This window comes from Streptococcus mitis (assembly GCF_003944325.1).
GTDB classification, from domain to species: domain Bacteria; phylum Bacillota; class Bacilli; order Lactobacillales; family Streptococcaceae; genus Streptococcus; species Streptococcus mitis_CW.
In genome coordinates this window covers 22311-37168 of sequence record NZ_RJPX01000023.1, presented here as the reverse complement: position 1 = coordinate 37168, position 14858 = coordinate 22311, and the positions used below count along the sequence as shown (strand labels likewise).

Annotated in this window: 13 protein-coding genes, 1 pseudogene and 1 riboswitch; all 14 genes and pseudogenes read right to left on the bottom strand. The window is 41.2% G+C overall.

The features are described 5' to 3' along the window. Positions 1–251 precede the first annotated feature (251 nt). Positions 252–1451, bottom strand: a complete 1200-nt coding sequence (locus D8787_RS07535; RefSeq protein ID WP_125422397.1) for an ABC transporter permease — start codon at positions 1449–1451, stop codon at positions 252–254. After that, positions 1448–2341 (bottom strand): ABC transporter ATP-binding protein, encoded by an 894-nt coding sequence (locus D8787_RS07530; protein WP_125422394.1) that lies wholly within the window; start codon positions 2339–2341, stop codon positions 1448–1450. The genes D8787_RS07535 and D8787_RS07530 overlap by 4 nt, the downstream gene beginning before the upstream one ends. Positions 2342–2579: 238 nt before the next feature. Continuing rightward, positions 2580–4985, bottom strand: coding sequence for a phenylalanine--tRNA ligase subunit beta (gene pheT / locus D8787_RS07525; protein WP_125422391.1), 2406 nt, complete (start codon positions 4983–4985; stop codon positions 2580–2582). A gap of 120 nt (positions 4986–5105) precedes the next feature. Beyond that, positions 5106–6152, bottom strand: a complete 1047-nt coding sequence (gene pheS, locus D8787_RS07520; RefSeq protein WP_125422388.1) for a phenylalanine--tRNA ligase subunit alpha — start codon at positions 6150–6152, stop codon at positions 5106–5108. A gap of 270 nt (positions 6153–6422) precedes the next feature. Next, positions 6423–6872, bottom strand: a complete 450-nt coding sequence (locus D8787_RS07515; protein ID WP_185776777.1) for a GNAT family N-acetyltransferase — start codon at positions 6870–6872, stop codon at positions 6423–6425. A gap of 4 nt (positions 6873–6876) precedes the next feature. Continuing rightward, the gene (locus D8787_RS07510; RefSeq protein WP_125422382.1) at positions 6877–7296 is read right to left on the bottom strand and encodes a chromosome partitioning protein ParB; all 420 of its coding nucleotides are present in this window, start codon (positions 7294–7296) and stop codon (positions 6877–6879) included. A gap of 27 nt (positions 7297–7323) precedes the next feature. Then, a pseudogene (locus tag D8787_RS07505) lies at positions 7324–7452 on the bottom strand (phosphatase PAP2 family protein); the annotation flags it as partial. A gap of 26 nt (positions 7453–7478) precedes the next feature. Beyond that, positions 7479–8699, bottom strand: coding sequence for an MFS transporter (locus D8787_RS07500; protein ID WP_125422379.1), 1221 nt, complete (start codon positions 8697–8699; stop codon positions 7479–7481). Positions 8700–8898: 199 nt separating this feature from the next. Further along, complete coding sequence (locus D8787_RS07495; RefSeq protein ID WP_102210602.1) at positions 8899–9771, bottom strand: helix-turn-helix domain-containing protein; 873 nt, start codon at positions 9769–9771, stop codon at positions 8899–8901. 111 nt (positions 9772–9882) lie between these two features. Next, on the bottom strand, positions 9883–10533 hold the full coding sequence (locus D8787_RS07490; protein ID WP_125422375.1) for a phosphatase PAP2 family protein: 651 nt from the start codon (positions 10531–10533) through the stop codon (positions 9883–9885). Then, positions 10523–11086: an ECF transporter S component gene (locus D8787_RS07485; RefSeq protein ID WP_125422371.1), complete on the bottom strand. Its 564-nt coding sequence runs from the start codon at positions 11084–11086 to the stop codon at positions 10523–10525. Before D8787_RS07485 ends, D8787_RS07490 begins: the two co-directional genes overlap by 11 nt. A gap of 164 nt (positions 11087–11250) precedes the next feature. Continuing rightward, positions 11251–11485: riboswitch (FMN riboswitch) on the bottom strand. A gap of 59 nt (positions 11486–11544) precedes the next feature. Then, complete coding sequence (locus tag D8787_RS07480; RefSeq protein WP_000181388.1) at positions 11545–12048, bottom strand: tRNA (cytidine(34)-2'-O)-methyltransferase; 504 nt, start codon at positions 12046–12048, stop codon at positions 11545–11547. A gap of 192 nt (positions 12049–12240) precedes the next feature. After that, on the bottom strand, positions 12241–13071 hold the full coding sequence (locus tag D8787_RS07475) for an energy-coupling factor transporter transmembrane component T family protein (protein ID WP_125422368.1): 831 nt from the start codon (positions 13069–13071) through the stop codon (positions 12241–12243). Then, positions 13056–14738 carry an ABC transporter ATP-binding protein gene (locus D8787_RS07470; protein ID WP_125422365.1) on the bottom strand — a complete coding sequence of 561 codons (1683 nt, stop codon included), beginning with the start codon at positions 14736–14738 and terminating at the stop codon, positions 13056–13058. Before D8787_RS07470 ends, D8787_RS07475 begins: the two co-directional genes overlap by 16 nt. Positions 14739–14858 lie beyond the last annotated feature (120 nt).

The following is a 14858-nucleotide window of genomic DNA, read 5'->3' as shown; positions in this document are numbered from 1 at the left end:
GCATATAGGTTACGACTACCTTTTTGGACTTTAGAGTTTTAGGCCCCCTTATCCGCTATATACGCCTTACTATCACGTTCCTGTTCGTAGAGCCACGATTTCGCTATCCCTTCCTCTCCCCGCTACCTCACGATAGTCAGGCTTGGGAATCGCTATTGGGTTCACCGGTAGCGGGTGCCCACGGAGGACTTACACCTCAGATGTACGACATGCCCGTCGTACCTAAAAAACCTCGCTTTCGCGAGGTTCTTCTATTTATAAGATAAGGCACGTCTAAAGGTTTTCCAAATCCCTAAATCATCCGTTTGCAGAACGAGGCTAGCATACATACGTCCGATAAATCCTGTTGCTACCACTGCAAAAATCACTGTAATAGCAAGCGAAATCCATGCTTCTACTCCCCCTGCATAGCCATTAATAGCTCTAAATGGCATGAAGAAGGTCGAAATAAAGGGAATATATGAACCAATCTTCAAGATGAGATTGTCACCAGCTGCACCTAGAGCTGTCACTCCAAAAAAACCACCTATAATCAAAATCATCAAAGGCGACAAGGCTTTTCCTGCATCCTCAGGACGAGAAACCATAGAACCTAGGAAGGCTGCTAAAACAACGTACATAAAGAGGCTAACCAAGACAAACAATAAGGTGTTGAGCGAGAAAGCCTCTCCTATATGGTTTAAAATACCAGATTGTGCCAAGATTGGTAGGTCTTTAAAGAGAAGAATGGCAGCAAGTCCACCCACGACGTAAATGCCAATATGGGTCAAAATCACAAGAAGCAGAGCCAGCATGCGAGCGTAGAAATAATGACTAGCTCGGATACTAGAGAAGACAACCTCCATAATTTTGGTTCCTTTCTCGCTAGCCACTTCCTGAGCAGTGACACTAGCATAGGTAATCAAAATCATATAAAGGAAGAAACCAAGCCCTGCGGCCGCAAAGGTTTGAATCATTTTTTTATTTTCCTTGGATTCATCAATTTTCTCCGTAAAGTTAACTGTTTGCTCCAAGCGTTTTTCCTGCTCTTGTGACAAATTAGCTGCCGAACGATTGAGTTGACCTTGAAGATCATTTAACTTACTCGTTACTCCTAGCTTAATAGCAATCTCAAGGGAAGTTTCACCATGATAGACGGCCTTGAGGACGCTGTCCTCTTGGTCAATGGTTAGGTAACCCTTGATTTTCTCATCTTTGATAGCAGCTTGGGCACTGGCTTCATCCTGATAATCAAAGTTGATACCGTTGGTATCCTTAAGCCCATCTTCCACAGATGGCACTGTTGTCACTACTGCCACTTTATCATTTTTAGCCATTGAAGAGCCTTGGAGATAAGCAATTCCTACAGACATTCCTAAAAAGAGGAATGGTGAAATCACCATAAAGAAGAAACTCCACGATTTGACATGTCGAAGATAGGTTTCCTTCATTACAACCCACATATTTCTCATACTTCCACCCCTGATTCTAGTTTAAAGATTTCATCAATTGTTGGCGCTTGTTGATCAAAGGTTGCGATATATTGCCCCTGAGTCAAGATTGGGAAGAGTTCTCTTCCAGCGCTCTCATCCTCCAAGATTAATTTCCAACTACCTTGTTTGGTCAAACTCACCTGTTTAACATGAGGAAGATTCTCCAATTCTTCCTTGCTTCGTTCACTTGAAACAAAGAGACGCGTTTTCCCGTATTGATTGCGAACATCCTGAACTGGTCCATGCAAGACCACACGGCCATCTCGAATCATGAGAATATCGTCACAAAGCTCCTCGACGTTGGTCATGACATGGTCAGAAAAGATAATGCTTGCCCCACGTTCTTTTTCTTGAAAAATAACTTGCTTGAGCAATTCTGTATTGACTGGGTCCAATCCACTGAAAGGCTCATCCAAGATAATCAAGTCTGGCTCATGAATCAGAGTAATAATGAGCTGAATCTTCTGCTGATTTCCTTTTGACAGACTCTTGATTTTATCTGTCAGCTTCCCTTTCACTTCCAACCTCTTCATCCATTGAGGGAGTTTTTCCTTGACCTCCTTGGCATCCATGCCTTTTAGAGTCGCCAAATAGCGAACTTGTTCAAGGACTGTCAATTTGGGCATGAGACTGCGTTCTTCAGGCAGATAGCCAATCCGAGCGTAGGTCTCTTGACGAATATTCTGACCATCTAGACTGATTTCTCCTTGATATTCTAAAAACTTCAAAATACTGTGGAAAATCGTTGTTTTCCCAGCACCATTTTTCCCGACTAGTCCTAAAATACGACCTGGTCGCGCTTGAAAGTTAATACCAAACAAAACTTGCTTGGATCCAAAACTTTTCTCTAGACTTCTTACTTCTAGCATCTTTCACCTCCGAAATGTCTTGCACTCATTATACTCCTTTTTGATAGCCTTTACAATACTTTCCGTCCATTTTTATAAGACTAATGCTATGTAAAATATGACCTGGAGCGTTTTTAGTGATAAATCCATTATACACTGGTAAACTCCAATTTATCTTCTCTGTTCCTCAACTGTCTATTTTTGATCCTGAATTGTTATGTGAAAAGAAAAAATCCACCCCGGAGGATGGATTGATATTTTAACGCACTTCTGCATTGACTTTTTCTTCAAGAGACGCTTGGATTTTTTCCATGTAGCGTGTGACTTCTTCGTCCGTTAAGCTATCTTCTGGATTTTGGAAAGTCAAGCTATAAGCCATTGACTTCATACCAAGTCCCAATTTTTCGCCTGAGAAGACGTCAAAGAGTTTGATATCTGTCAAACGTTTCACGCCTGCAGCTTGGATAGCGTCCATAACTTCTTGGTGAGTCACTTCTGCCTTGAGGAGTAGAGCCACGTCACGGCTGACTGCTGGGAATTTCGTGATTTCCACAAATGGAGCAGCTGGTTGAAGGGCAGCTTCGATGGCTGAAAGGTTGAACTCAGCCACATACGTTTCTGGAATATCGTAGGCCTTAGCAGTGACTGGGTGTACTTGACCAAGGAAACCAAGAACTTGGTCACCAAGTGAAATCATAGCTGTACGTCCTGGGTGGAGGCTTGCAATTTCAGCTGTAGCTGTATAGGTCACTTCTAGTCCCAAGCGAGTAAATAGGGCTTCAAGTATTCCCTTAGCATAGAAGAAATCAACTGGAACTGCTACTGTTTGGAAATCTTTTTCAGCAACCAAGCCTGTCAAGGCAAAGGCAAAGCTATTAATCTCATTTGGAAGTTCTTCTTTTGGATTACCAGTTTGTTCAAAGACTTTTCCAATCTCGTAAAGGGCCAAGTTTTTGTTCTTACGAGCCACATTGTAAGCAACTGTATCTAGGATACCTGAGATCATATTTTGACGGAGGACAGAACGATCCACAGTCATTGGCCACATAAGTTCAGTAAGGTTACTTGGTTGAGTCGTAAACTCAACTGCTTTTTCAGGCGTTGTCAGAGCGTAGGTAATGATTTCTGTCAAACCTGCCCCTTCAGCAATCGTACGAACTTGACGACGGAGTTTTTGTGTGGCTGTCAATTCACCAGCTGTCCCATCATCTTTTGGAAGGCTGGTTGGCAAGCGGTCATAACCATAGATACGAGCGATTTCTTCAAAGAGGTCTGCCTCGATTGTGATATCCCAACGGCGACGTGGGACGCTGACTGTAAAGCTATCTGCATTTCCAGAAAGGCCAAAGCCAAGACGACGGAAGACATCTTCGACATCAGCATAAGAAAGATCAGTTCCGAGGACACGGTTAACATCAGCAAGAGTTGAAGAAACTTCCACATCAGAGGTATCAAGCTCACCCGCTGAAACGATACCTTTACGCACCGTCGCACCTGCAAGTTCTGCAATCATGCTAGCCGCAGCATCAAGGGCTTCGTTAACAGTTGCCACATTGATGCCTTTTTCAAAGCGAGAAGACGATTCTGAACGAAGGTTGAGGCGACCACTTGTCTTACGGATAGATTTGCCATTGAAAACAGCAGCTTCAAGGACAACACGACTAGATTTTTCAGAGATTTCTGTTGCTTGACCACCCATAACACCTGCAAGAGCTACTGGCTTGTCTGCGACAGTGATAACTAAGTCATTCACGTCCAAGTCACGTTCTTCACCATCTAAAGTCACCAATTTTTCACCAGCACGCGCTTCACGCACACGGATGTCAGTCCCTTCAAAGGTATCCAAGTCAAAGGCGTGCATTGGTTGACCAAAGTAGAGCAGGATGTAGTTGGTCACGTCCACCACGTTATTGATTGGACGGATACCTTCGTTCATGAGGAGATTTTGCAACCATTGTGGACTTGGTGCGATAGTCACATTGTCCAAGATACGAGCCGCATAGTAAGGTGCCTTGTCTGTTTCAATACCTACAGAAAGGGCATCTGCTGCACTTTCATTTGTTTCTGTTAGAGTAAATTCTTTAAAGTTGACTGCCTTGTCATAGATGGCTGCCACTTCATGAGCCACTCCACGCATAGAAAGAGCGTCCGCACGGTTAGGGGTGATGGAAAGTTCGATAATTTCATCATCCAAGTCTAGATATGAGAAGACTTCATCCCCAGGAAGGGCATTTTCTGGCAAGATTTGGATACCATCTGAGAATTCCTTAGGCACAACTGAGTCAGAAATACCCAATTCACCAAGTGAACAGATCATTCCAAGTGACTCTAAACCACGGATTTTCCCTTTTTTGATTTTGTAGTTGTCAGCGATGCGAGCTCCTGGAAGTGCCACCATGACCTTGATCCCAGCACGCACATTCGGTGCACCACAAACGATTTGACGAGCTTCTTCTTCGCCAACGTTAACCTGACAAACATGGAGGTGAGTTTCTGGCACATCTTCGCAAGACAAGACCTCACCGACGACAATTTTTGAGAGACCAGCAGCAGGTGATTCGACACCTTCTACCTCGATCCCTGTAGTTGACATTTTTTCAGCCAACTCTTGTGATGGCACATCAATGTCCACCAATTCTTTTAACCATTTATAAGATACAAGCATAATTCTGATTGTAAGGTTCCACCAAGTGTGACCTTTTCAATTCCTTTCTTTTTCTTCGAGTCAGTCCTTACCATTCTCTATAGAGAAAAAATGACTAGGACTGTATTTCAGGTTTCAACCTTATTTAAACTGTTCTGAGAAGCGGACATCTCCTTGGTAGAAGCCACGGATATCATTGATTCCGTAACGGAGCATAGCTACACGCTCTTGACCAAGACCAAAGGCAAAGCCAGAGTAAACAGTCGCATCGATACCACTCATTTCAAGGACACGTGGGTGAACCATACCGGCCCCCATAATTTCAATCCAACCTGTTTTCTTACATACGTTACAGCCTTCTCCACCACACTTGAAGCAAGAAACATCCACCTCAACAGATGGCTCTGTGAATGGGAAGTAAGATGGACGCAGACGAATCTGACGCTCTTCACCGAACATTTTTTGCACAATCAACTGAAGGGTTCCTTGAAGATCTGCCATAGAAATGTTCTTCCCAACAACCAAGCCTTCAATTTGGTGGAACTGGTGACTGTGGGTCGCATCGTCTGTGTCACGACGGAAGACACGCCCTGGCGAAATCATCTTCAAAGGACCTTTTGAAAAATCATGGGCATCCATAGCACGCGCCTGTACAGGAGATGTATGAGTACGGAGCAAGATCTCTTCTGTGATATAGAATGTGTCCTGCATATCACGAGCTGGGTGGTCTTTTGGAAGGTTCATACGTTCAAAGTTATAGTAGTCTTGCTCCACTTCAAAACCATCCACGACTTGGTAACCCATACCGATGAAGATATCTTCGATTTCCTCACTGGTTTGTGTCAAAACGTGACGGTGACCAGTCGCAACTGGACGACCTGGAAGTGTCACATCAATGCTCTCGCTAGCCAGTTGAGCCGCGACTTTCTTTTCTTCCAAGAGCTTAGCTGTTTCTTCAAAAGCAGCTGTCAAGACATCACGAGCTTCATTGACGTGTTTCCCAATGATTGGACGCATCTCAGCAGAAACATCTTTCATCCCTTTGAGGATTTCAGTAAGTGAACCCTTTTTCCCAAGGACTGAGACACGCAAATCTTGCATCTCTTTTTCATTTTCAGCAGTAATCTGCTTTAAGCTAGCCAGCGTTTCTTCGCGAAGCACTTTTAATTGTTCTTCAATAGTTGACATAATTCCTCCATCAGTCTCTCGTAGATAAAAAGAAAACCACATGCCAAAAACTCCACTCGGAGCGTTGACACGCGGTACCATCCGTTTTTATCTGACAAGTCAGACCTTCATTTCTAAATCCATGAGCAAGTGAATTCACCCAGCTTTCATATAGAGAGCTTGCAGTCACGGCTCTCCTCCCTGATATACTTCCCTTGAGTTACTAGTCTTGCGGATTTCTATTCAATTACTACATAGTTTATCAGATTTTTAGTTAAAAAACAAGTTAGATTAGACTAATTTCAATATAAAACTCGTTCCTTTTTCTGTTGCTCCATCTTCCACAAATCCAAGCGACTTGAAACACCTCCTAGAAGCATGATTGTAGGTATAGATTTCCTTGACTTTCAATTCTTTCCATCCTTTTACTCGAGCCAATTCAATCAAAGTACTTAGAATCTTTTTCCCAAGCCCTAGATGTTGATAAGCGGGATTCCCAATCACAATGGGAAGATTATCCTGAGATAGTGTAACATCCCCAATTGGAAACCATTCTCCCTTCTCCTTGACTTCAATCCAAAAAAGCTCTCCATGCTTATCCAAATAGGAATACATAGCTTCCAAGGTCGCTGGACTGTAAGGTCTCTTCACACCATCTACGAGGTAAACCAAGTTCACATCCTGATACCAAGCCAAAGCTTCCTCACAATGATTGACCTGATAATAAGGAACAAGACGCAGTGCATCATCTATTTGTAAGATCTCTTTCATCTACTTTCCCTTTCAATAAGAGAGTTGCTGCTTGATTAAAACCCTCACACCAGTTATACCATTTTGCTTCATACTCATCTTGAGGTAAGATATGATTTTTTAAATCCAGAACAGAGTAAATCTTTCTTTCCTCACAAGCTTGCGCATAGAGATGATATAGTTCATCACCGCCGTCTCTATCAAACTCAGCAGAAATCGTATCCCGACCTGCCAATAAAGCCTGATAAGCCCTGTGATGCCCATCTGTAATCAACAAGCAATCTCCGAACGCAAGAATACTGATTGGATCGACTTGGATTGTTTCTGCCGACTGGTAAAGCCTCTGAATACCTTCTAGTTTCTTTTCTGATAAGTATAGTTGAGTTGGATGAAGATCTTTTATATTGACTTTCATTTCTTTCTCCTCAAGAGATTTTGATACTCATTTCTGCTTGCCTTTAAATCGCCATTGGAAGCGGAGCTTGTCATAGAAGGGAAATTCGATAAACAGGACTCCCAAGCCCACACAGAGACTGGCAAGAACATCTGATGGATAGTGAACTCCCACCCAAAAAGAGACAGTAGTTCATACTACTATTACTCTATTTTCATTGCTTTCACAATTGCTAAGGCAGTCAATACAAAAATAAAAAGTGGAAGCACTGTGATTTTTAGGTTTGTAGCACTCGCTAAGGCAACGATGAGCATGCTAAGAATTCCTGGTACAACAACATTGAATACTCCAAGCACTGACTGGATGGTTCCCATGACTTCTTCTGGAACCATCGAGAATACAAGGTTGAAAATCCGAGGTCCCATCATTCCTACTGCAACTGCGCATAAGAAGACAACCACCAATAAAAGAAGGAAATGATTGGTCAACCAAGAAAAGAGAATACAGAGATGCATAATTTCTTCAAAGTAGACAATCATTTTTATGGGAATATTTTTTAAGATACCTCCACTCAAAAAACTTCCCACAATCGTTCCTGAAAAAATAACCACTGACAATGCTGCAATGGATTTCCCAGTATCAAAGAAGATAAATGGATGATGGATTAACATCAAAGTCGTTAAAGGGGTAATAATGCTTAAAATCACTTGGTTCATAGCTGCAATGAATATTAATTTGATGATGGCTGGAAAACTTGCCAATATCTTCATAGAATAGAGGAAATGCTCTCCAAAAGATTTTGCGGTTAATCTTTTACTAACCTCCATCTGTCCCTCAATATCTCTCAAAGAAGTACGAATAAACACCACACCCAACAGTGCAAAAAGAAAGGTCAAAGCATTCAAACCCACAAACATCTGAAGACTGATGACCCCAATCAAAACTCCCCCTATAAGGTTGCTAAGAATATTAACTACACCAGCAGTTGCCTGTCTAAACCCCATAGCATCTGTCATATCATCTCCTATAATCCTCACATACAAAGGAGAAATCATAGCACCTGCAAAATAACTCATGGTATCTGATAAAAGATTGATGCCACAAATAAGAAAAACCATCCCCATAGAAAAGTTCTTATCCGTTACAAACAGTGTCAATAGAGTATAAAGCAGAAACTTACTTGCCAATATAGCAATATATTTTGCAACACGATTTTTTTGAAAATCGGCAATAACGCCTGTGAACAACTGAGAAATCTGCGGCAAAGTCTCCGAAACTGTTATACAAAGAACAGCTAATGAAGCAAATTGATAGCCAGATACATAAGAAATAAAGGAAATATAAAACAGCGTATCACCAAATGACGAAACCCATTGATTAATCAGCAACATTCGATAATTTTTATTGGTCAGAAAAGTATTCATTGGATTGCCTCCTTCTTCAGCTCAAAAGGAAATTGAAATCCTAACAACGCCCAATATATCCCCAAAGTTCCAATACCAAAATCAAAAACTAATGATGATATTCTAACATATCAATTTTACTTTGTCAATAATTTTTATGGTGTTTTCTTATTTTTTTTGAAATATGAATTTAAGTTATCTAAAAATACAAATCTTTTTCTTAATCTTCACTTTCCAATAATTTCATTTCCTTCTCAATTTCTAGCATCATTCTCTGCTTCTCTTCGTGCTTGTAAAGCTGATAAGATACTTGATAAAAACCTAGTATCCTATCCCTTTCAGCAAATCCAACGCTTATATTTCCCAATAAACAATACAAATCTGCTAATCGATAACTACTATTATACCTTTTACAAATAGCTATTGTTTCTGTAATTTCTTCTATAGCTTCAGATGTTCGTTCATTCAACCACAAATATCTACAATAGTTATATCGGAATTTAATCATCAATTCTAACTGTTCCAAATGATGAACAGATAGTGACTGGAGGTTCTCTTTTAAAAGTTGATAGAGTTCCTGATATGTGTCTTCCTGCCCCATATCAAAATAAAAATTAGCCAAGGTATTTCCCAGTTGTAGATAGTAAAAATCAGATTTTTTCAGAGATAACAATATTTTTTCCAGTTTCGCAACTGCCTCTGTTTGATGATTTAGATAACGGAATTGAACTAATGTATCAATCCAGTCCAAATAAATCTGGTCTTTAGCAGATAGACGAGCACGTTTAGATTTTTCCAGTTCATAGATATAATGGAGAGATTCATATTCCCTCTCATCCAAAAATTTCTTAGATAGTTCTTTAAACTTATCAATATTTTCTAAACTAGAAACCTCAGTATCTTCAAAGAAATAATCCATGCTCACCTTCAATCGCTTAGATAGTTGAAAGAGTAATTCTGACCCAGGTGAGTATTTACCTTGCTCCATACGGCTAATCTGCCCTTGCTCACAAATCCCCTCAGCTAATTCTTTTTGAGATAATTTTAATTCCTTTCTTTTATTTTTTAAGCGTGTCGCTAATAACATACCCACACTTTCTTCCTCCTTGCTTTATTTATTAAAATATATCAAACTCAAAAACATGTTTCAAGTATATATTTCATATGGTTCTATTTGTATTTGTACAATTTTTTATCTTTTCCATCACTTCTGCTTGCCTTTAAATCTCCATTGGAAGCGGAGCTTGTCATAGAAGGGAAATTCGATAAACAGGACTCCCAAGCCCACACAGAGACTGGCAAGGACATCTGATGGGTAATGAACTCCCAGATAGACCCTTGATACCAACACACTGACTAGATAGAGAGCAAGGACGATTTGCACGATTTTTCTCCAGACTGGATTTTTAATCCGTTGACTGAGAATGACAATCAGAGAACCGACCAGCAAGGTTACAGCCAGAGAATGGCCGCTTGGGAAGGAAAATCCCTTCTCCTCAACCAAGTGTAAAATAGCTGGTCGTGGGCGCTGGTAGATATTTTTAAAGGTCACGATTAAAAGACCAGCCAAAGCCAAATTCCCCAGCATAAGTAGGCTTTCAATCTTCCACCGCTTACGATAAAAGACAAAGGATGTAATGACAACCCAAGTGATAATCACTGGAATATCAATCAGGCGTGTGATACCTCTGAAAAGAATCGTCAAGTAATCTGGCAAGTCTCCTCGAACGGTAGTCTGAATCGATTGGTCAAAATCAACTAACATTTCAGGATAAAATTTGACCATATAGCCAAGAATAACGAAAAGTAAAAGGGCAAAACTGCCCTTCATCAAAAATGTTTGTTTATCTTTCATAATGTTTTAAGGTTGGTTTCAAGAGAACATACAACAACCAGAATGAAACGGCAAAGATAACACCCTCAATCAAATTAAAAGGTAATACCATGGTCATTAGGTAGTTGGAAAGTCCCAAAATTTTTCCAATATCAAAGTTAGCAAACTTAGCGTACAAAGGAACAGCGTAAACATAGTTGAGAACCAACATAGCCACGGTCAAGCCAATAGTTCCAACTAGAGAGCCTAGTAGGAAACGAAGGGTTGTCCGTTCCTTTTTCCAAATCAAAGCAAATACGATGACAAAAACTCCCAAAGCTACGATATTCATTGGCAAACCAATGTAAGTATTCACTCCCTGGCTGTTAAGAAGCAACTTCAAGAGTGAGCGAAGCAAGAGAACTCCTAGAGCAGCAGGCAAATCCATGACCACCAAGCCCACAAGGACTGGCAAGATACTAAATTCGATCTTTAGGAAGGACGCCGCTGGCAAAAGCGGAAAGTCAAAGTACATCAGCACAAATGAGATGGCTGATAGAATCGCAATGGTCGAAAGTCGACGTGTGTTTGTCATAACAGGTTCCTCCAATTTTCTATAAAATCAGAAGAAGTTAGAAAGGATTCCTCTATCTATTCTCACTTTTTATATCCCAAAAGTTCCCTCTCACTCTATCAAAGCAAACCAAAGCAAGCGGTTACAGTCTAGCTATAAATCTATCAGAACAGACAAAACTATTCTTTCGTCTTCTCCCATCCAGACTATACTGTCGGTTGTGGAATCTCACCACATCAGCTTGCGCTCGCGGACTTCTTTAAAGAGAAGGAAATAGAGATTTTTCTTTTAGACTAGGCGACAAGCTGTAGGCATAACTTCTGGTTAGGCAAAGCTTGTCAACAAAGTATAAAAGGAAAAGATCATTTCCTAGTTAAAGTCACCGCCGGTCGGGAATCACACCCTGCCCTGAAGACTCTTTTATCATAACAAAAAACGCTTGCAAGCGCAAGCATTTTGTTCATTTTCATTTTCATTTTTTATTTCAATTTATCCACTTCATAGGTGTGAACAAGCTCAAGACCTGCAAAGTTCTGCTGGCGGAGAGCCTCATAGACAATCATGCAGACGGTATTAGACACATTGAGACTGCGGACATGTTCATCATTCATAGGAATACGGAGAGCTTTCTCAGGATGTTCTCGCATAAAGTCCTCAGGCAAGCCCTTGTCTTCACGTCCAAATAGAAAATAATGGTCTTCGTCAGTCGATAAATCCACCTCAGAATACACTTTCTCAGCGAATTTCGAGATCAGATAGAGTTTGCCCTTCATCTGAGACATGAAATCCTCCAAACTCTCGTAAAAATAAATCTCTAGCTTATCCCAATAATCCAATCCAGCTCTCTTCATCTTGCGGTCATCGATAGGAAAGCCCATTGGCTTGATGATGTGGAGGGGAGAATTGGTCGCAGCGCAAGTACGCGCGATATTGCCTGTATTTTGTGGAATTTGTGGTTCAAATAATACAATGTGATTTGTCATGACTTGCTTCCTTTCACCATTGCAAAAAAATAGCCACACTGCCCGGAGTCAAGCTCAGCAAACAGCGTGGTTAAGGCATCGTTAACTTACCTCACAACAGGTTTGAAGTAAATCAGCGAAACTACTTTCTTAGTATAACACTTTCAGAATCATTGTCAATAGAAACGACTTGATTTTTTCAATTTTTTCAAGCTATTTCCAAGGGTTGTAAAATCGTCCCTGATTCTGCAAGATAAGTAATAAACTAGCTACTAAAAACACAGCTGCCAAAAGCAAGGTAATATAATCTCCTTTTTTCAAGGCCTTATAACTGTACCAAGTGCGTTTTTTCTCTTTCCCAAAGCGTCGAAGCTCCATGGCGGTCGCGATGGTATCAATGCGTTCTAGCGAGCTAAAAATCAAGGGAGTAACAATGCGCAGATTGCCTTTGATTCGTTGCATAAGAGAAGCTTTCTTGGATAATTCCATCCCACGCGCCTCCTGAGACATCTTGATAGTAAAGAATTCTTCCTGCAAATCTGGAATATAGCGCAAAGTCAGGCTGACTGAATAGGCAATCTTGTAAGGCACACCAATTTGATTTAAACTGGAAGCAAACTGACTAGGGTGGGTTGTCATCAAAAAGATAATAGCCAGAGGAATGGTGCAATGGTACTTAATGGCCAAATTTAGCAGATAAAAGAGTTCTTGACTGGTCAGAGTGTAGGCACCGATTCCCTGCCAAATCACACTTCTCTCTCCGTAAAGTCCAACCCCATACTCGGGAGAAAAGAGATAGACCATCAAGACGTTTAAAACGGCAAATACCGTCGCAAAAACGGCTACAAAGGAAACATCTTTAAAACGGATTTCTGACAAATAGAGGAGAAAGACCGAAAAGATGGCAATCAGAACAAGCAGTCTGGTATCATAGCTAATCATGGCCGCCAACGACACAAGGATGAAAAAGAGAAGTTTTCCAGCTCCTGACAAGCGATGAATCACAGTATCTCTATGCTGGTAACCGATTAATTTAGCTTGCATCCTTCTCTCCTTTCCTTGTAAAATGCCGTTAAAGCAAGTGGATCCACGTCGAGTTTCTTAGCCAAGTTGAAGATTGAAGTTTCTTTTAGATTGGCTTTTATTAACAGCTCAGGATTACTCAAAAGACTGGCTGGATCAATATCGGCAATCAATTCTCCATCCACCATGACAAGAGCCCGATCCGAATAATCCAGCATCAATTGCATATCATGGGTAATCATGACAATGGTATGCCCTTTTTGATGCAGTTCTTCGAGAAATTCCATAATCTCAGTATAGTTCTTCTGGTCTTGACCTGCAGTCGGTTCATCTAAGAGGATAATTTCAGCTCCTAAAACCAAAATCGATGCAATGGTGACACGCTTTTTCTGCCCAAATGACAGGGCAGAAATGGGCCAATTACGGAATTCGTAAAGCCCACAGATTTTCAAGGTTTCATAGACTCTCGTTTCAATTTCCTTCTCATCCACACCTCGCAAACGAAGTCCTAGAGCCACCTCATCAAAAATCATATTGGTTGAAATCATTTGATTGGGATTTTGCAGCACATAGCCTACTCGTTCCGCCCGCTCTGCAACAGAATCTCCTTTTATATCCTGTCCTTCCCAAAGATAGCGACCTTCCGTCTGAATAAAGCTACTTAAGGCCTTGGCTAGAGTTGACTTCCCTGCTCCATTTTTCCCAACAATGGCAATCTTTTCGCCCTTTTTAATATCCAAATGTAGGGATTTTAAAATCAGTCTATCATCATAAGAAAAAGACACATCCTCTAGTCTAAAGAGTGACTGCAAAGCTGGAGCTTCTTTTGCCAGTTCAGTCTGTAACTGAACCTGTCCTTTCGAGATAGACAAGTTATCCAGATTTGCTAACTGTTCTTCCTTGGCTAAATCCACACCCAATTGACGGAGAGTGGTAAGATAAAGAGGTTCTCGGATTCCATTTTGGGTCAATAAATCAGTCGCCAGTAGCTGGTCAGGGCTCCCATTAAAGAGGATACGACCATCGTTTATCAAGACAATCCGATCCACAGGGCGATGCAGAACATCCTCCAAACGGTGCTCAATAATAAGGGTCGTCGTCCCCTCTTCCTTATGAATCTGGTCAATCAGTTCGATAATATCCTGACCTGACTTGGGATCGAGATTGGCGAGTGGCTCATCAAACAAGAGAATCGGACTCTCATCAATCAAAACACCAGCTAGACTAACTCGCTGCTTTTGTCCACCTGACAAATCCTGAGGGCGCTGATTCAGTAAAGAAAGAAGGTCCAGCTTTTCAGCCCATTTATGAACACGACCTTTCATCTCTTCTAGAGCTGTCACATCATTTTCCAGAGCAAAAGCCAAATCCTCTGCCACAGACAGGCCGATAAACTGCCCATCTGTATCCTGCAAAACTGTGCTGACCAGATGAGATTTATCATAAATGCTCATATCAAAGGCTGCTTGCCCCTTGATCAAAAATTCTCCAGACGTCTGCCCCTTGTAAATATTGGGAATAATCCCATTCAAACATTGACCCAAAGTAGACTTACCTGACCCAGATGGCCCAACAATTAAGACTTTCTCTCCCTTATAAATGGTCAAGTCCACCCCTTGCAAGGTTGGTTCTTGTTGCGTTTCATACTGGAAAGAGAAATCCTTCCACTCAATTATAGCTTCTTTCATCTTACTCTCTTCATTCGCTTCTTCTACTCAATGAAAATCAAAGAGCAAACCAGGAAGCTAGCCGTAGGTTGCTCAAAACACTGTTTTGAGGTCGCAGATAGAGCTGACGCGGTTTGAAGA

Coding starts and splice junctions, on each gene's coding strand:
- D8787_RS07470 (WP_125422365.1), bottom strand. CDS start 14,738: ATGAAAGAAGCTATAATTGAGTGGAAGGATTTCTCTTTCCAGTATGAA.
- D8787_RS07480 (WP_000181388.1), bottom strand. CDS start 12,048: ATGACAAATCACATTGTATTATTTGAACCACAAATTCCACAAAATACA.
- D8787_RS07485 (WP_125422371.1), bottom strand. CDS start 11,086: ATGACAAACACACGTCGACTTTCGACCATTGCGATTCTATCAGCCATC.
- D8787_RS07500 (WP_125422379.1), bottom strand. CDS start 8,699: ATGAATACTTTTCTGACCAATAAAAATTATCGAATGTTGCTGATTAAT.
- D8787_RS07510 (WP_125422382.1), bottom strand. CDS start 7,296: ATGAAAGTCAATATAAAAGATCTTCATCCAACTCAACTATACTTATCA.
- pheT (WP_125422391.1), bottom strand. CDS start 4,985: ATGCTTGTATCTTATAAATGGTTAAAAGAATTGGTGGACATTGATGTG.
- D8787_RS07475 (WP_125422368.1), bottom strand. CDS start 13,071: ATGCAAGCTAAATTAATCGGTTACCAGCATAGAGATACTGTGATTCAT.
- pheS (WP_125422388.1), bottom strand. CDS start 6,152: ATGTCAACTATTGAAGAACAATTAAAAGTGCTTCGCGAAGAAACGCTG.
- D8787_RS07530 (WP_125422394.1), bottom strand. CDS start 2,341: ATGCTAGAAGTAAGAAGTCTAGAGAAAAGTTTTGGATCCAAGCAAGTT.
- D8787_RS07535 (WP_125422397.1), bottom strand. CDS start 1,451: ATGAGAAATATGTGGGTTGTAATGAAGGAAACCTATCTTCGACATGTC.
- D8787_RS07490 (WP_125422375.1), bottom strand. CDS start 10,533: ATGAAAGATAAACAAACATTTTTGATGAAGGGCAGTTTTGCCCTTTTA.